The organism is Streptomyces sp. NPDC002328 (assembly GCF_042890065.1).
Lineage (GTDB): Bacteria > Actinomycetota > Actinomycetes > Streptomycetales > Streptomycetaceae > Streptomyces.
The window spans coordinates 57,032-72,472 of the sequence record NZ_JBIARQ010000021.1 but is presented as its reverse complement, the minus strand read 5'-3'; the positions used below and the strand labels follow the sequence as shown (position 1 = coordinate 72,472).

At 69.8% G+C, this 15,441-nt stretch carries 16 protein-coding genes and 2 pseudogenes; 4 read left to right on the top strand and 14 right to left on the bottom strand.

The annotated features are described in order from the left end of the window. Positions 1–34: 34 nt before the first annotated feature. The gene (locus tag ACFYX4_RS35080) at positions 35–1,366 is read left to right on the top strand and encodes a class I SAM-dependent RNA methyltransferase (protein ID WP_389342277.1); all 1,332 of its coding nucleotides are present in this window, start codon (positions 35–37) and stop codon (positions 1,364–1,366) included. After that, the gene (locus ACFYX4_RS35075; RefSeq protein WP_389342274.1) at positions 1,320–1,889 is read left to right on the top strand and encodes an RHS repeat-associated core domain-containing protein; all 570 of its coding nucleotides are present in this window, start codon (positions 1,320–1,322) and stop codon (positions 1,887–1,889) included. The genes ACFYX4_RS35080 and ACFYX4_RS35075 overlap by 47 nt, the downstream gene beginning before the upstream one ends. Here ACFYX4_RS35075 and ACFYX4_RS35070 read toward each other — a convergent pair. Further along, positions 1,801–2,468 (bottom strand): annotated as a pseudogene (locus ACFYX4_RS35070) (nucleotidyl transferase AbiEii/AbiGii toxin family protein). The gene ACFYX4_RS35075 and the pseudogene ACFYX4_RS35070 overlap by 89 nt on opposite strands. Before the next feature lie 5 nt (positions 2,469–2,473). Beyond that, on the bottom strand, positions 2,474–2,866 hold the full coding sequence (locus tag ACFYX4_RS35065) for a hypothetical protein (protein WP_389342271.1): 393 nt from the start codon (positions 2,864–2,866) through the stop codon (positions 2,474–2,476). Between the two features lie 695 nt (positions 2,867–3,561). Here ACFYX4_RS35065 and ACFYX4_RS35060 point away from each other — a divergent pair. After that, positions 3,562–4,089, top strand: a complete 528-nt coding sequence (locus ACFYX4_RS35060) for an MsnO8 family LLM class oxidoreductase (RefSeq protein ID WP_389342268.1) — start codon at positions 3,562–3,564, stop codon at positions 4,087–4,089. A gap of 189 nt (positions 4,090–4,278) precedes the next feature. Here ACFYX4_RS35060 and ACFYX4_RS35055 read toward each other — a convergent pair whose 3' ends face one another. The 6 genes and pseudogenes from ACFYX4_RS35055 to ACFYX4_RS35030 all read right to left on the bottom strand — a co-directional run bounded on the left by ACFYX4_RS35055 (position 4,279) and on the right by ACFYX4_RS35030 (position 7,768). After that, positions 4,279–4,869, bottom strand: coding sequence for a TetR/AcrR family transcriptional regulator (locus ACFYX4_RS35055; RefSeq protein WP_389342265.1), 591 nt, complete (start codon positions 4,867–4,869; stop codon positions 4,279–4,281). A 38-nt stretch (positions 4,870–4,907) separates the two neighbouring features. Next, positions 4,908–5,060 (bottom strand): annotated as a pseudogene (locus ACFYX4_RS35050) (NADP-dependent oxidoreductase); the annotation flags it as partial. 73 nt (positions 5,061–5,133) lie between these two features. Next, on the bottom strand, positions 5,134–6,045 hold the full coding sequence (locus tag ACFYX4_RS35045) for an alpha/beta hydrolase fold domain-containing protein (RefSeq protein WP_389342263.1): 912 nt from the start codon (positions 6,043–6,045) through the stop codon (positions 5,134–5,136). 74 nt (positions 6,046–6,119) lie between these two features. Next, a complete protein-coding gene (locus tag ACFYX4_RS35040) occupies positions 6,120–6,935 on the bottom strand; it encodes an oxidoreductase (RefSeq protein ID WP_389342260.1) in 816 nt (271 codons plus the stop codon). 34 nt (positions 6,936–6,969) lie between these two features. Continuing rightward, positions 6,970–7,278 (bottom strand): hypothetical protein, encoded by a 309-nt coding sequence (locus ACFYX4_RS35035; protein WP_389342257.1) that lies wholly within the window; start codon positions 7,276–7,278, stop codon positions 6,970–6,972. Between the two features lie 94 nt (positions 7,279–7,372). Next, positions 7,373–7,768 (bottom strand): MmcQ/YjbR family DNA-binding protein, encoded by a 396-nt coding sequence (locus ACFYX4_RS35030; RefSeq protein ID WP_389342254.1) that lies wholly within the window; start codon positions 7,766–7,768, stop codon positions 7,373–7,375. Between the two features lie 243 nt (positions 7,769–8,011). On the opposite strand from ACFYX4_RS35030, the gene ACFYX4_RS35025 reads away from it, so the two are divergent. Continuing rightward, positions 8,012–8,836 (top strand): helix-turn-helix domain-containing protein, encoded by an 825-nt coding sequence (locus tag ACFYX4_RS35025; protein WP_389342251.1) that lies wholly within the window; start codon positions 8,012–8,014, stop codon positions 8,834–8,836. Positions 8,837–8,966: 130 nt separating this feature from the next. Here the strand turns inward: ACFYX4_RS35025 and ACFYX4_RS35020 are convergent, their stop codons facing one another. The 6 genes from ACFYX4_RS35020 to ACFYX4_RS34995 form a co-directional block, all read right to left on the bottom strand. Further along, the gene (locus tag ACFYX4_RS35020) at positions 8,967–9,398 is read right to left on the bottom strand and encodes a YybH family protein (protein WP_389342248.1); all 432 of its coding nucleotides are present in this window, start codon (positions 9,396–9,398) and stop codon (positions 8,967–8,969) included. Positions 9,399–9,463: 65 nt separating this feature from the next. After that, the gene (locus ACFYX4_RS35015; protein ID WP_389342409.1) at positions 9,464–10,444 is read right to left on the bottom strand and encodes an alcohol dehydrogenase catalytic domain-containing protein; all 981 of its coding nucleotides are present in this window, start codon (positions 10,442–10,444) and stop codon (positions 9,464–9,466) included. A 365-nt stretch (positions 10,445–10,809) separates the two neighbouring features. Beyond that, a complete protein-coding gene (locus ACFYX4_RS35010; RefSeq protein ID WP_389342245.1) occupies positions 10,810–11,718 on the bottom strand; it encodes an SDR family oxidoreductase in 909 nt (302 codons plus the stop codon). Between the two features lie 530 nt (positions 11,719–12,248). After that, positions 12,249–12,728, bottom strand: a complete 480-nt coding sequence (locus ACFYX4_RS35005) for a MarR family winged helix-turn-helix transcriptional regulator (RefSeq protein ID WP_389342242.1) — start codon at positions 12,726–12,728, stop codon at positions 12,249–12,251. Between the two features lie 8 nt (positions 12,729–12,736). Beyond that, positions 12,737–13,798, bottom strand: a complete 1,062-nt coding sequence (locus tag ACFYX4_RS35000; RefSeq protein WP_389342239.1) for an alkene reductase — start codon at positions 13,796–13,798, stop codon at positions 12,737–12,739. Between the two features lie 79 nt (positions 13,799–13,877). Beyond that, positions 13,878–14,783 carry an NADP-dependent oxidoreductase gene (locus ACFYX4_RS34995; RefSeq protein WP_389342236.1) on the bottom strand — a complete coding sequence of 302 codons (906 nt, stop codon included), beginning with the start codon at positions 14,781–14,783 and terminating at the stop codon, positions 13,878–13,880. Between the last annotated feature and the right edge of the window lie 658 nt (positions 14,784–15,441).

Here is a 15,441-nt window from a genome sequence, read left to right as displayed (position 1 = left end):
GTTCGTCCCCCCTCGTATCTGGAGTCACCCCGCCATGCAGGAAGAACCGAAGAAGACGCTGGTGGGGGCGGAGTACGAGGTCGAGGTCGGCCCTGTCGCCCACGGCGGCCACTGCATCGCCCGCACGGAAGAGGGCCAGGTGCTGTTCGTCCGGCACACGCTTCCCGGTGAGCGGGTGGTGGCCCGGGTGACGGAGGGCGAGGAGGGCGCGCGGTTCCTGCGCGCCGACGCTGTCCGGATCCTGGAGGCGTCCAAGGACCGGGTCGAGGCCCCCTGCCCCTTCTCCGGCCCCGGCCGCTGCGGAGGCTGCGACTGGCAGCACGCCAAGCCGGGCGCGCAGCGCCGCCTGAAGGGCGAGGTGATCGCCGAGCAGCTCGAACGGCTCGCGGGCCTCACGCCCGAGGAGGCCGGCTGGGACGGCACGGTGATGCCGGCCGAGGGCGACAAGCTCCCGGCGGGCCAGGTGCCGCAGTGGCGGACGCGCGTGCAGTACGCGGTGGACGAGCGGACGGGGCACGCAGGCCTGCGCCGCCACCGCTCCCACGAGGTCGAGCCGATCGACCACTGCATGATCGCCGCGGAGGGCGTCAGCGAGCTGGGCGTGGAGAAGCGGGACTGGAGCGGCATGGCCTCCGTCGAGGCGATCGCGGCGACGGGCTCGCAGGACCGCCAGGTCGTCCTGACGCCGCGCCCCGGCGCGCGCCTGCCCATCGTCGAACTGGACCGCCCCGTGTCGGTCATGCGGGTCGGCGAGAAGGACGGCGGCGTCCACCGCGTCCACGGCCGCCCCTTCGTCCGCGAGCGCGCCGACGGCCGTACGCACCGCGTCGGCAGCGGCGGCTTCTGGCAGGTGCACCCGAAGGCGGCGGACACGCTGGTGACGGCGGTCATGCAGGGCCTGCTGCCCCGCAAGGGCGAGACGGCGCTGGACCTGTACTGCGGCGTCGGCCTGTTCGCGGGCGCCCTCGCCGACCGCCTCGGCGAGAAGGGCGCGGTCCTCGGCATCGAGTCCGGCAAGCGCGCCGTCGAGGACGCCCGCCACAACCTCGCCGACTTCGACCGCGTCCGCATCGAACAGGGCAAGGTCGAGACGATCCTCCCGCGCACCGGCATCACCGAGGTCGACCTCATCGTCCTGGACCCACCCCGAGCGGGAGCCGGCCGCAAGACGGTCGACCACCTGACGTCACTGGGCGCGCGGAGGATCGCCTACGTCGCCTGCGACCCGGCGGCGCTGGCCCGGGACCTGGGGTACTTCCGGGACGGGGGGTACCGGGTGCGGACGTTGCGGGCGTTCGATCTGTTTCCGATGACGCATCATGTGGAGTGCGTGGCGATTCTGGAGCCCGCAGCAAAGGGCCTCTGACCTGCGGGTTTTCCTGGCCCGACGACAAGGGCTTCCTGGGCAAACCTGCCGACGCCGACACCGGACTCACGCATATCGGCACCCGCGAGTAGATCCGACCACCGGCCGTTTCCTCTCCGTCGACCCCGTCCTCGCCCCCGCAGACCACGAATCGCTGAACGGCTACGCGTACGCCAACAACACCTCAATCACCAAGTCCGACCCCACCGGTCTGCGACCGGTGACGGACTGGGAGCGTGGGTGCAACGATGGCAATGGCGGCAGGTACCACGACTACATGACCCCAGGCCCCAACGGAACCTGGGTCTGCCACTCCACTCGTACCTACACCTTCAAGGTTCCTGTTGCGGGAACGATGGCGGTCACGGTGAGGACGAGAGGGAGATCTGTCACATCGCCTCGGGGGCTAGAGCCGTGTGCGGGTGCGGACGTGATCAGTCGCTGTCCGGATCATCGGTCTCTTCCAGGAGCCGGGTGGCGAGGTCATCGGCCCATTCCACCGCCCAAGCGCGAAGCGCGGTGATGGTGGCGTCCTCGAGCCCATAGGCGGCGAAGGCTTCGTCGTCGGTCCACTCGGCGCCCGTGAGGTTCGCCTGCAGATCCTCGCGCTCGAAGCGGCCTCGGGCGTGGCGGCGGCCGAACTCCTCGAGCTGGGCGTTGGTCCAGCGGCGGGAGGCCGCGAACACGTCGATCAGGTCGCGGGGCGCTCCGCGGTCGGCGAGGGCGCGGACCTTGGTCCCGATCACGTCCTCCTCCGCGAGGACGGGGCCGTACGGGCTCTGGGCGACCGGCCGCCAGAAGATCTCCTTGAGGATGTCGACTTCGCATTCCTGCCCGGTGGCCGGGTCGGTCACGGTGAAGCGGGCGGACAACGGGCGGTCTCCAGCGCGTGCACCTTCCAGCCGCGCGACTCCAGGCCGGCGCGGAGCGCGGCGGCGATGTCGGCCATGGGCGCCGGGTTCTCGGTGGCGACATCAAGGTCCTGGCTGGGGCGGTTCACCAGGCGGTGCGCTCGCACGGCTTATCCGCCAGTGAGGACCAGGGGGTATGGGGAGCCGAGCGCGATCGCGTCCGCCAGGAGCCGCGTGTGCAGCTCCGGCATGTCCGTCACGCGGCTGCCCGGGTGCCGGAGGCGAGCTGAGGGAAGGCGTCTTCCCATACGGTGCGCACAGTGCGGCCGACGAGGGTGCGCAGCACCGGCCACAGCTGGAGGAGCAGGTCCTGGTTGAGGTAGCGGGGCAGGTCGTCGTGCAGGCCCTCGTGCAGGACGGTGCGGTACAGGCCCATGCCCTGGCGAGGCTTGCCCAGGTCGTACGAGGTCATCCCCGACCAGGCCATGTGTAGCGGTAGCTCCACGACACCGTGGGTCGGCCCGTGCAGCTCGTCCAGGGACTCCGGCAGACGGCGGCGGAACTTCTCCCGATACAGCGCGAGGTCCTCGGCGACCGCGCCCGAGACGTCCCTCAGGGAGGGTGCGGGGTGCTCTGGGCTGGAGGGCATGACTCCATCATGGCGGCCGGAGACGTCGCGAGGGCCATGATGTGCGAGCCGGCGTCCGAGCGAGCGGGGGCGGATCCCCGGGTGAGCTGGTAGCCGCTGCTCAGCCCTGAGCAGGGGACTCAATGGACTCTCGGCCTTGACGCTCGTTTGACGCTCTGGGCGTCTGCACGAGGGGCGATGAGCCGAGAAGCTTGCTCTGACCAGGGCTTTTCTTGGATCCGTTTCAGGCCGACATCTTTCCGATGACGCATCATGTGGAGTGCGTGGCGATTCTTGAGCCCGCAGCAAAGGGCCTCTGACCTGGTGATTTTCACATTCCCCAGATTGCGGACGGGACGTGTCGACATGCTTCCGGCCGGGTGGCGACTCCGGTGCGGCGCGAGAGTTCGCCGATCTTCATGGTGGCCTACGTCACTCCGATCCAGGTCGACCTTGACATTGATGTCCAAGTTTAGCGTCAGTGACGTGATCGACCCCCGACACGGCGAGCGAGCCGGTCCCAGGGGGCCGACGGTGCTCGCACAGGCCGCTGACTCCGGGACCGTGCCTGCTCGTCCCGCGGAACGACGCCGGCCGTACCGGACGGGCGCCGTCGCCCCGAGCCGGCCGCACCGTATGCCCCGGGCCTGATCGCACGGTCCACGTGGACCGCTCCCCCTCTGTCCGCGACCACCATCCCGGAAGGCCGACCCCGCATGACCATGAACACGCTCCGTGACACCCGGCTGTCCCTGCTGAACCTCGTCCCCATCCGGCACGGCGAGGGAGCGGCCACCGAGGCGCTCCACGAGACCATGGAACTCGCCGTCGCTGCGGAGGAGTTCGGGTATCACCACTACTGGATCGCCGAGCACCACAACATGAACGCGGTGGCCTCGTCGGCGACCTCGCTCCTCATCGGCCAGGTCGCCGCAGCCACCGAGCGGATCAAGGTCGGCTCCGGCGGCATCATGCTCCCCAACCACGCCCCGTACGTGGTCGCGGAGCAGTTCGGCACCCTCGCCTCGCTCTACCCCGGACGCATCGACCTCGGCCTGGGGCGCGCGCCGGGTACCGACCCGTGGACCGCCCGGGCCCTGCGCCGCGGCGACGCCACCGCGAAGGACCTTCCCGCGCAGGTGGCGGAGGTGCGGCGCTACCTCGCACCTGGCACCCCCACTCAGCGGGTGCGCGCCATCCCGGGCCAGAACACCAACGTGCCCCTATTTCGTGCCGTGGGTTGAGGGTGTGCAGGCCGAAGATCCGAGTGTCGGGTTCGAGGCGGCCAGGCGCGATTTTCGAGCCGTCTGATCGCTGAGTGCTGTCCAGGAGCGTCGACAGACGTTGCTCGCTCTCGCCTACGAAAACACCCGGCCCGGCCGGGGCGTGGTGTGGTGCGGCTCGTCGAGGCTGCCGGGCGGTTCTGCGGCGCGTCAGCGGGACTGCTGTACGCCGAGCAGAGTGAGGGCGTTGCGGATGCCCTCGTCGAGGAGTTCGTCGGAGAGTCGCCGGTCGGCCAGGGCACGGGAGAGCTGCAGCGTTCCGACCATCATGGCGTAGACGCTGAGGGTCTTCGTGTGCACCGAGCGCGGATCGGCGGGCGCCAGGCGAGCGGCGATACCGTCGATGACGGCGAGCACGCCGTCGGTGTACGCCTGCTTGGCCTCGTCCGCGCAGCGCCCGATCTCGTCGAGGAGTGCCGCGGAGGGGCAGCCGTCGTCGGGACTGTCGCGGTGCTGGGGCGACAGATACCACCGTACGATCTGCTCGACTCCGGCGATGCCGGGGGCCGCCTGCTCGATGACGTTCGCGTACTGGGTGCGCAACTGGTCCGCGACCGCGGTGGCCACGAGGTCGTCCTTGGATGCGAAGTGGGCGTAGAAGGCGCCGTTGGTCAGTCCGGCGTCCGCCATCAGCGTCGAGATGCCCGAGCCGTCGATACCGTCCCGCTTGAACCGGCGGCCGGCGGTCTCGATGATCCGCTGCCTCGTCGCCTGCTTGTGCTCTTTCCCGTAACGCGCCACGCGCTTGCTCCTTTGTGCGCCGGAAAGGTCACCCGCGCTTCGAACTCCCCGTTGCGGACCATTTCATCCAGCGGGTTGATGCTGGTGGCGCTCACTCGAACCAGGACGTCGCCGTCGCCGACGGTGGGCTCGGGAACGGCTGCGGCGCGTAGGCCGGCCTTGCCGTACTTCTCGACGATGAATGCCTTCATGTCAGCCATCCCTTTGGGTGGTCTTTTTGATTGCCTTTCGGCGGACGATGCGCATGCCGGGCCGGCCCCCGCATCAGCTGCCGAGGTGCCGTCGAAGCCACTGACCCATCTGCTCGATCGCCCGGTCCACCTCGGGCACGCGCCCCGCGCCCAGGATGAACGAGTGCTGCCCCTCGGGCAGTGGGCGGACCTCGGAGAGGATCTTGAAGTCGGCGAGCCGGCGGCCGAAGTCGGCGCCCTCGCCGGCAAGCGCCTCGTACTCTCCGTAGTGGAGGGCCGTGGGCGGCAGGCCGGTCAGGTCGGCGTTGAGGATGCTGATGTCGGGGTCGGTGAAGTCCACGCCGGGGTCCTGGAGCCAAGCCGCTCGGAACTGCTCGAGGATGTCCCGGCTGAGCATCTTGTCGAGTTCCTCGTTCTCGTCCACCTTCGGGTTTCTGATGGTGAGGTCGGTCCACGGCGAGATGCTGATGATCGCCCCAGGGGCGGCCTCGCCCCTGGCGAGCAGGCGCAGCGGCAGCGTGACCGCGAGGGTGCCTCCGATGGAGTGGCCGGTGCTGCCGATGTTCCGCGGCTCGTAGCCCTGTGCGAGCAGCCACCGGTAGGCGGTCTCGGCGTCGTCGATCTGCGCCGGGTGGGGGTGCTCGGGCGCCAGGCGGAAGCCCACGACGAGTGAGCGGGCTCCGGCCGCCTTGGCAATGTGGCCGGCGGCCTTGCGATCCGATGTGATCGAGGCGGCGACCGATCCACCGAAGTGGAAGTGGAGCAGCGCCTTGTCGGGGTCGGCGCCCTCGGGGACGGCCCACAGGGCGGGGACGCCGTCCGCGTCCACGTCGGCGTAGGTGACGCCTTCCGGCTCGGTCGATGCCGAAGCATGTGTGTCGACGATGTCGCGGACGACGGCCAGGTCGAGGCCCGGTGTCGACGCCTTCGCGCGCACGCTTTCGAGGAACTGCGCGAACTGCTGTGCTTCCGTGCTGATTCCCATGGTGATGCTCCTTGTCAGGTCAGAGCTGAACGCGCCTCTCGCGCGCACTGAAGGTCGATGGGCCGGGTGCGACGTCAGCCGGGCATCCGGTTGAATCTGCGGATCTGCTTGTCGAAGATCCCGGCGGGGACGAGGCGTCGCGCGGTGGTGATGCGTGAGGCGAGCGGACCGGCGGTGTAGCGCAGCTTCGGCTTCGGGGCGGTGGCTGCCGTGACGATCTCCTTGGCGACGACGGCAGGGTCGTCGCCGGTCTTCATGGCCGCAGCGACCACTTCGTCGAAGACACGCCGCCGCTCCGCATACAGCGGCAGCGGGGTGTCGGGCTGCGCGGCATTGGCGTCGAAGGCGGTCCGGGTGTAGCCGGGCTCGACGAGCAGAACGCGGACGCCGTGCTCGCGGACCTCGTGGTCCAGGGACTCGGAGTAGCCCTCGATGGCGTGCTTCGCGGCGACGTAGAGGGCCATGTAGGGCTGCGGGATGACGCCGAGGACGGACGAGAGGTTGATGATGCGTCCACGGCCCTGGGCGCGCATGTGCGGCAGGACGGCCTTCGTCATGCGGACGAGGCCGAAGAAGTTGAGGTTGAAGAGGCTCTGGGCCTGGGCGACGGAGTTCTCCTCGGCGGCGCCGGCGGAGCCGAGACCGGCGTTGTTGACGAGGACGTCGATCCGTCCGAACCGTTTGATCACTTCCTGGACTGCGGTGGTGACGGATTCGTCACTGGTCACGTCGAGGTCGAGGAAGGTCACACCGGCGGGCGGGGTGAGTCCCGAGGTGTTCCGTCCGGTTCCGATCACCTCGAACCCGGCTGTGACGAAGGCGCGAGCGGTTGTGTTACCGATCCCCGAAGACGCCCCCGTTACGAGCGCTACCGGCCGATGTGTCGCCATGACAGGCTCCCTGCCTCATTTAAATTACGATCGTTTAACTTACGATCGTAAGGCTATAGCGGGACGGCGCGGGTGGCAAGGAGTCGCTTCGGTGATCGCCGGGAACCTGCGGCTTGGTGCGGGAGGAGGGGCCAGCAGGCGACGAATGCGCCAGGTCGCCGATGCGGCTCGCAGGAGCGTCTCGGCCTAGTAGACCGGCCCGGCTGCCTATGGCGCCCAGGCCGATCGAGGCGTAGCCGCGCTCCAGCGCCCGCGCGTGCTCGGGCTCGCGCTTGACCGTGATGATCTGCTCGTCCGGGTCGTCGGTGACGATCAGGAACACCTTGTCCGCGACCTTGCACATGTCGAGTCCGGGGTGAAGGGGCGTTCGTGGCTGACGTAGGACAGGGCGAGGGCCGCCTTGCGGGCGGTGCCCTGGCGGCGGTCACCGGCCACGCTCACCGGGCCGCCTGCGTGCTGGTGCCGTAGGTGTGCGGGTCGACGGGCTGCGCGGCCTTGGGCAGCTGGGCGACGACGAGCAGGTAGGAGTCGGTGACGAGTTCCCTGACGAGCTCCTTGTCGACGCCTGTCCCGCCCTCCAGCGTGATCCAGTGTTTCTTGTTCATGTGGTAGCCGGGGGTGATGTGGCTGTTGCTTTCCCGGAGAGCCTGGGCCTCGCCTGGGTCCGCCTTCAGGATCACGACGGGGCGCCCGGGGACCTCGGTCATCAGCATGAACACCTTGCCTCGTACCTTGAAGACCTCCCAGTCCGGGCCGAAGGGATGCTCCAGCTGCGCTCCGGCAAGTTCCTCCGCGCACTCGGCGGCGAACGTCTGCAGGGTCGATCCGTTCATGAGTGTTTTCCTTTCTCAGGTGGTAGCGGGCAGGGCGTAGGCCAAGGGCGCGGACGTCACGCCCCCTCCTTTCCAGCCACGCGGGCAGAACGGGCGGTAAACTGCGGACACGTGATGGTCGGCAAGCGACACCCCGGGCGTTCTCCACGCGTCGGACGCAGCGAGCAGGCCGAGGCGCCCGGCGGCCCGGCGGTTCCGCTTTACGGTTTCCAGCCCCCGGTCGGCACTCCGTACGGCCTCGAGGTGAGCACCGTCGAGGACTTCTTTGCCGAGCACGACGACTGGCCGTGGAATCCGCCCCGTCCGGGCCGCGCCACCTTCCACTACCTGATCCTCGTCACCGAGGGTGAGCTGCTCCACGACGTCGACCACGTCACGCGGACCGTCGTACCCGGCCAGTGGCTCTGGGTGCGTCCCGGGCACGCGCAGTGCTGGCATCCGCCGGGTGCCGTCCGCGGCTTGTTCATCCTGTTCGAGCCGGACGTGCTGACGTCCGACGCCGCCCGCCTGCTGGCCCCGCTCACCGCGCACGAGGCCCCTGCCGTACTGAACCCGCACCCCGATGACGCGGCCTGGCTGCGGCAGACGGCGCTCCAGCTCCTGGACGAGCACCGTGCCCTGGGGCGCCGCCGGCTCGATGTCCACCACGCCCTGCGGCGCGGCCTGCTCGAATCGCTGCTGCTGCGCCTCGCCAACTCCCCCGATGTCACCCCCACCGGCACGGCGGCGGGCGGTACGGGCCGCCGAGACACGTACGCACGGTTCGTGGACGCTCTGGAGCTGCACTTCCGGGAACTGCACCGGGCTGCGGACTATGCCGGGCTGCTCGGCTGTTCGGTTCGCACCCTCAGCCGCGCGGCCCGGGACGCCACCGGCAAGGGGGCGCGTGAAGTCATCGACGAACGGCGGCTGCTCGAAGCCCGGCGGCTGCTGGGAGGCGGCGGTTGGGACGCCCGGGCTGTGGCCGTCCATCTCGGGTTCACCGATCCCGCGAACTTCGGCCGTTTCTTCCGTGGCCACACCGGTCTCACCCCGGCCGCCTTCGCGGCAGCCAGGACCGGCATGTGAGGTGGCCGCGGCACAAGCCCGCATCCCCGCGGCCGCCACGGCCTTGATCGCGTCCGGAGCGGGGGGCCGGGTCGGCCGCCGCCTTCGATCGCTTGCTCACTGGCCGGGGTGCGTCACCTCGGATCCCCGGTCAGGACGCGATCGCGCCTGTCGCGGTCTGGGCGAACGCCCAGTTGGAGTGCACGATGCGCCACTCGCCGTCGATCAGCCGGTACACCTCGGTGGCGTTCCAGGCGCGCAGCTGCCGCTCGTTGCCGTTGTCGTCGAGCACGTAGGTGTCCAGGTTGTAGGCCAGGACGGCGAAGTCATCGCCGTCGCTGACGTGCACGACGGGGTTGAGGTACTCGTTGCGCACGATGTGCGGGTTTGAGTAGATCGCCTCGATGTGGGCGACGGTCGCGTCACGGCCGACGACCAGGTCCTTTTCGATCGGGTCGAAGTAGCTGATCTCCTCGGCGTAGTTGTCGAGGTAGCCGCGGTTGTCGCCGACGCTCCACCGCTCGTTGAAGGACTTCTCCAGTTCCAGGATGGTCCTGCTGATTTCTTCCTTGTTGACGCCCATGACAGTCTCCTTTTCGTGCATGCCGCTGCCGGCCGGCTCCGACCGGCGGCGGATGGGTGTGTTTCTCAGCCGTCGATCAGCACCACGTGCTTGCCCGGCGTCGTGCCGGCCTCGACGTCGGCCTGGGCATCGCGCACCTGCCGCAGGCCGTGGTAGACCTTCGCGACCGGGGCTTTGAGCCGTCCGGCCGCGATGGCTTGCAGTTGCTGCTGGAAGACCTGCGCCGGCAGGTCGGTGGCCCCGCCCGCGTAGCTGGTCAGCCGCACCCCGTTGGGGATCATGAACGGGGTGAAGTCGGGGATCGTCCACTGGCCCGCCAGAGCTCCTGTGAAGCAGACGGTGCCGTGACTGCGGACGGTGCGGAAGGTGTCGGCGAGGGCCGAGCAGCCCACCAGTTCCAGTACGGCGTCGACGCCGTCCGGCATCAGCTCGCGCACCTGGTCGGCGATGGCGCCGTTGTCGACCAGTGGATGGTCGACACCAATGGCCCGCAGTTCCCCGGCCCGATCAGGGCTGCGGGTGGTGGACAGCACGGTGGCTCCGAGGTCCTTCGCGATCGTGGCCGCGCTCAGACCGACCGTGGAGGTGCCGCCGCGGATCAGCAGCGTCTGCCCCGCCTGTAGACCGAGGCCAGTGGCGACAGAGCCGTAGGCGGTCTGGAACATCTCCGGCAGCGCGCCGACCACTTCCCAAGGGAGGCCGGTCTTGAACGGGATGACCTGCCCCGCGGGGACGGTCACGTACTGCGCGTACGAGCCGTCGAAGGACCGGCCCATGCCGCCCATCATGGTCGCCACCTGCTGCCCCGGGCGCAGCCCGCTGTCCTCGTCGGCCTGATCGACCACACCGACGCCCTCGATGCCGGGGATCCGCGGATAGGTGACCTCCGAGTCCGACTCGCCCTTTCGGGTGGTGACCTCGGACTCGTTGACGCCGAACGCCTTCACCTTGATGCGCACCCACCCGGGCTGCGGCTCGGGCACCGGCACCGTGGTGACCTGAAGGGCATCCAGGCCGCCGGGCTGAGTGACGACGACCGCTCGCATCGCCGTAGTGGCGGCGCCTGCGGACGCTGCACGCTTACCCATACCAATTCCTTACTCATCGAGGACGACCCGCAGGGTCGCCACCCTGCGGCCCGCAGCGACTGGTCGCCGCAGCACCTCTCGATCTTCTGTCGACATCCAGCGAATCCCGCGGTCAGTTGCGGACATCTGATCGTCAATGGAGGACACCGGTGAAGCCTCGCGATCGCAAGGCTTCGGGCCCTTCATCCCGAGGGGAAGCCCTGAGCGCCCCCGCCGTCCCCCCGTTCGCTCGGCCGGAACGGTTGTGGAGCGGTTCGACCAGGACGGATGGGCCGAGGCGTCCTGGTCAGACCGCCGGGCCGCGAGAATGGGACGCGGGTCCGTCACCGGTGCTGTGCGGTGCGCAGCTCATCGGTGAACCGGGCGAGGGCGTCCTCGGCCGTGGGCACGGGGCCGAACAGCTGCTCCTGACGGCGGGGGTCGGCGACGTAGCGCCCGGTCTCGAACCAGCGGAACATCGCGGCCATGTCCTTGATCAGGGGCATGAAGCGGCCGGCGACGGCTCCCGCGGCGCGGGCGACGGCGGACGGGACGGCCCACACCTTGATCTTCTTTCCGGCCCGGTGGCCCATCACGTCGGCCACCTCTCGCATGCTGACCGGACGGTCCCAGCCGATGTCGATCCGCTCACCGTTGTCGGCCTCGGCGTCGACGGCGGCCGCCAGGTATGCCGCGAGATCGGAGGTGTGGACGAAGGTCAGCGGGACGGTGGCCTTGCCGATCCACACCATGCGGCCCTTGTCGACCGGGTCGCCCGCCATGCTCGCGACCTGGTCGAGGAATGCCCCCGGGCGCAGTGCGACGAACGGGACGCCGAGCTGTTCGAGCTTGTCCTCGGCGATCTTCTTGTGCCAGAAGTGCGGGACTTGGGGGGTCTGGTCGCTGGTGAGGATGCTGGTCAGGACGAACCGCCGGATGCCGGTGCGGTGGGCGGCCTCGGCGAGGTTGGCGTTGCCGACGGTGTCGATGTCGTTGGCGTTCTTGCTGCCGCGGGTGTAGCCGGCGGCGGTGGTGATGACGGCGTCGGCGCCGTTCATGGCGGCGACGAGTGAGTCGAGGTCGAGCATGTCGCCGCGGGCGATCTCGGCACCTCGGCTTTCGAGTCTGCTCGCGTCGGTGGTCGGCCGGACCAGGGCGCGGACGTTCTTTCCGCGCTTGAGCAGTTCGTCGACGACCTTGCCGCCGAGGGAGCCGGTCGCGCCGACGACGAGGACGGGGAGGGTGGTGGTCATGGGGGTGTCACTTTCATCAGGTCAGTGGTGGGGGATTGATTGGGCGAGGCAGAGGTGGCCGCGGACCTGGGCGCCGTCGGCCCGGGTCGCTCAGGGGCGGTTCTGAGATGGGCGGATCCGCAGCGCGGGTCGCCGCCGACCTGCACGAGCATTCGGAGGTCGAAGGCGACCCGGACGAGGGTGATGCGTCCGTCCTCGATGTACCGCCAGATGGCATGGGGGAGGGCCCGCCGGCCATGCAGGGGTGTCACCCTGCGCCCGAATGAGTTCCGTCCTGCTTCCACCGGGACGACTCGCGCTTGCCCCTGACACTGAGGCCCCGCTCATCCCCGTTCTTCCTGACGTACGGAGTGAGCGGTAGTCCCGCCACATCCACCGGCTCGGCTCAACCGGGCTTTTTCCGACAGTCGGGAAGCCTGGCTCCGTTCAGCACGGGCCTTCGTGAGCCGAGTGTGCAGCACTGTCCAATTCGCAGAACGCCGGAAACGATTCGCACTCCAGGCCGAAACCGGGGTGCAAGCCGAGGGGAGTTACTCGGACTCCTCCTGCGGAAGAGCGCGGCTGCTGATCGCGTCGGCGATGGCGTAGGCGGTGCGGACGAAGGACTCTGCCTGCTGCGCCGACAGGTTCAGCGCGGAGGTCTCCTCCAGGGCTCGCCACATGGCTGCAATGGGCTCGCGCATGGCACGGCCCTTGTCGGTGAGGTGGACGACCATGACGCGCCGGTCGTGTTCGGCCGGCTCGCGGACGAGCAGTCCGGCGTCCTGCATGCGGCGCAGGGACTTCGAGACCGTGGAGTGGTCCAGGCCGACGCTGTCGAGCAGCTCGGACTGGGTCTGGCCGTCCCGGTCGAGCAGTTGCATCAGCAGCAGTTCCTGTCCGGGATGCAGGTCCATCTCGCGGAGCATGGCGGCGGCGCGGGCGCGGTGAGCGCGGGCGAGCTGGAAGATCGCGTAGCTCATAGGCCCCTCGCTGGCCGTGCTGGGGATGCGGGGTGTGGGGACGGACATGCGGTTCCTCAGACGGTGTAGGTGGGGTAGTCGGTGTAGCCGGCCACTCCGCCGCCGTAGAAGGTCGCCGGGTCGGGGGTGTTCAGCGGCGCGTCAGAGCGTAGCCGCTCGACCAGGTCCGGGTTGGCGAGCGCGAGGGCGCCGACGGAGACGAGGTCGGCCGTGCCGTGGTCGACGTCCTTGGCGCGGGTGGGCAGGTCGGCGCCGGCCCGGTTGAGGATCAGCGTGGTCGGCCACAGCTCACGCAGGGTGCCCAGCAGCTCCTCGTCGCCCGCGTGCATCACGTGGAGGTAGGCCAGACCGAGCGGGCTGACGGCGCGCAGGAGCGCCGGATACAGCTCGGCGGTGTCGGACTCGGCCATGTCGTTGTACGGATTGCCGGGGGAGATGCGCAGGCCGGTGCGGTCGGCACCGATCTCGTCGGCCACGGCAGCGGCTACCTCGACGGCGAAGCGGATGCGGCCCTCGAGGGAACCGCCGTAGCGGTCGGTGCGCTGGTTGGTGCTGTCGGACAGGAACTGGTGCACCAGGTAGCCGTTGGCGCCGTGGATCTCCACGCCGTCCGCGCCTGCGGCGACGGCAGCCGCTGCGGCGCGGCGGAAGTCGTCGACGGTCGTCGCGACCTCCTGCGTCGACAGAGCCCGGGGTATCGGCATCTCCTGGGGCCCGGACGCGGTGAACATCGCGCCCTGCGGCCGGATCGCCGAAGGTGCGACCGGCTGGCGCCCGTGGGGGGTGTTGTCGGGGTGGGCGATGCGTCCGGTGTGCATCAGCTGGATGACGATCCGGCCGTCGGCCGCGTGCACGGCGTCGGTGACCTTGCGCCATCCGGAGATCTGCTCGTCATTGTGGATGCCGGGAGTGAGGAGATAGCCCTGGCCGTCGGCGTTCGGCTGGGTGCCCTCGGTGATGATGAGCGCGTGCGAGGCCCGCTGGGCGTAGTACTCGGCGTTCAGCTCGGTCGGTACGCCTTCTGGGGTGGAGCGGTCACGGGTCATGGGGGCCATGACCAGGCGGTGCGGGAGGGAGATGTGACCGACTGTGGTCGGTGTCCACAGGGAGTTCAGCATGGATGGTCCTTCGGGTGCGGTGATGAACAGGTGGTCATCGGCATGAGCGGCGGGTGTGTGGGTGCAGCGGTGGGCGTGATCAGTCGACGGTGAGGACGAGCTTGCCCCGGACATGCCCGGCGTCGCTGACCTGCTGGGCTGTGGCGGCCTGGTTGAGCGGGTAGGCAGTGACGGTGGTGACGACCTTGCCGGTCGCGGCGTCCTGCGCCAGGGTGGCGAGGCGGGCGGCCGAGCGTTCCTGGGGACCGTTGGCGAAAGTGATGCCGAGCTGGTGCGCGCGGAAGTCGGCGATGGTGACGATGCGCTCGGTGCCGCCGCGCAGGGTGATGGAGTCCTCCAGCGCTCCCTTCCCGGCCAGGTCGAACACCGCGTCCACGCCGTCGGGGGCGAGCGCCCGGACCCGCTCGACCAGGCCCTCGCCGTAGAGGGTCGCGGTGGCGCCGAGCGAGGCGAGGTAGTCCTGGTTGGCGGGGCCGGCGGTGCCGATGACACGCGCTCCACGGGCCGTGGCGAGCTGGACCGCCAGGGTTCCGACCGCTCCGGCCGCGCCGTGCATCAGCACGGTTTCCCCGGCGGTGACGCCCAGTAGGTTCAGGACCCGCTCGGCCGTCTCGCCCGCCACCGGCAGCGCGACCGCGTGCTGCCAGTCGAGGCCGGCGGGCTTGGGGGCCACGGTGGTGGCCAGCGCGTACTCGGCGTACGAGCCGGTGTCCGACCAGCCCAGCACCTCGTCACCCACCTGCACGTCCCGCACGCCCTCACCCAGGGCGTCCACCACACCGGCGAGCTCGTGACCGGGGACGGAGGGGAGCAGAGTGGGGAACACGGCCTCCAGTGCCCCGGAGCGGATCTTGCCGTCCAGCGCGTTCAGCCCGGCCGCCTTGACGCGGACGCGGATCTGCCCGGGGCCGGGCTGCGGGACCTCGATGTCCGCCTCGTGCAGCACTTCCGTGCCTCCGAAACGGCCGAACAGGATGGCTTTCATGACGACTCCTCTCGTACCCCCACCCATTTAGGTGGCTGGACACATAAATACCGTAACAGCAAACATGTGGCTAGCCAAGTATTTGCTGCCGCTCGAGCTGCGCAAGATCGGTAGCGACCGCGTCGGTCTCCTCGGAACGGTGGTCGAGGCGGGAGGCGCCCCGCCGGAGCGCGCCTTGCGCGGCCAAGGGCTTACCTCGACCGGAAGCTGGACGACCGGGCCGGACCGGAAGCTGGACGACCGGGCCGCCCAGACCCCAGCGGTCCGCGGCCCGCTTGTGCCGGCTGCCTGGTCACCGCGGCCTTGGACGTCATGGAGTCGAGTGGCAGCGCGCCTTCACGGACGCCGTGATTACCGCCCAGCCGAGGGGCGGCGGGCACCCGGGCAACATCGGGCGCACCTCCCGCACAGTGCCGACGGCGCTCGGGCACAGCTGTACACCGAGTGGCCCAGCGGCGAGGCGCACCAGGAGGCCGCGGAGGCCGGCCACCACGACGGGGGCACGAGATCTTCGCCGGCGCCACCGGGCGCACGGCTGACCCACCGAAGGCGGTACCGCCTTGACCCCTCCCTGTCCGGCCGCCGGCGTCATCGGATCGTCCCCGGTAACCCGTTGTGGTGCCCCGACCCTGTCGGGAGGAAGAGATCGCACAGGTAG

What these genes read in the sequence shown, in the direction of transcription:
- ACFYX4_RS35065 (WP_389342271.1), bottom strand. Translation starts at nt 2,866, where the DNA reads ATGCCCTCCAGCCCAGAGCACCCCGCACCCTCCCTGAGGGACGTCTCG.
- ACFYX4_RS35040 (WP_389342260.1), bottom strand. Translation starts at nt 6,935, where the DNA reads ATGGCGACACATCGGCCGGTAGCGCTCGTAACGGGGGCGTCTTCGGGG.
- ACFYX4_RS35005 (WP_389342242.1), bottom strand. Translation starts at nt 12,728, where the DNA reads ATGTCCGTCCCCACACCCCGCATCCCCAGCACGGCCAGCGAGGGGCCT.
- ACFYX4_RS35080 (WP_389342277.1), top strand. Translation starts at nt 35, where the DNA reads ATGCAGGAAGAACCGAAGAAGACGCTGGTGGGGGCGGAGTACGAGGTC.
- ACFYX4_RS35000 (WP_389342239.1), bottom strand. Translation starts at nt 13,798, where the DNA reads ATGCTGAACTCCCTGTGGACACCGACCACAGTCGGTCACATCTCCCTC.
- ACFYX4_RS35020 (WP_389342248.1), bottom strand. Translation starts at nt 9,398, where the DNA reads ATGGGCGTCAACAAGGAAGAAATCAGCAGGACCATCCTGGAACTGGAG.
- ACFYX4_RS34995 (WP_389342236.1), bottom strand. Translation starts at nt 14,783, where the DNA reads ATGAAAGCCATCCTGTTCGGCCGTTTCGGAGGCACGGAAGTGCTGCAC.
- ACFYX4_RS35015 (WP_389342409.1), bottom strand. Translation starts at nt 10,444, where the DNA reads ATGCGAGCGGTCGTCGTCACTCAGCCCGGCGGCCTGGATGCCCTTCAG.
- ACFYX4_RS35010 (WP_389342245.1), bottom strand. Translation starts at nt 11,718, where the DNA reads ATGACCACCACCCTCCCCGTCCTCGTCGTCGGCGCGACCGGCTCCCTC.
- ACFYX4_RS35075 (WP_389342274.1), top strand. Translation starts at nt 1,320, where the DNA reads ATGTGGAGTGCGTGGCGATTCTGGAGCCCGCAGCAAAGGGCCTCTGAC.
- ACFYX4_RS35045 (WP_389342263.1), bottom strand. Translation starts at nt 6,045, where the DNA reads ATGGGAATCAGCACGGAAGCACAGCAGTTCGCGCAGTTCCTCGAAAGC.
- ACFYX4_RS35030 (WP_389342254.1), bottom strand. Translation starts at nt 7,768, where the DNA reads ATGAACGGATCGACCCTGCAGACGTTCGCCGCCGAGTGCGCGGAGGAA.
- ACFYX4_RS35035 (WP_389342257.1), bottom strand. Translation starts at nt 7,278, where the DNA reads ATGTGCAAGGTCGCGGACAAGGTGTTCCTGATCGTCACCGACGACCCG.
- ACFYX4_RS35060 (WP_389342268.1), top strand. Translation starts at nt 3,562, where the DNA reads ATGACCATGAACACGCTCCGTGACACCCGGCTGTCCCTGCTGAACCTC.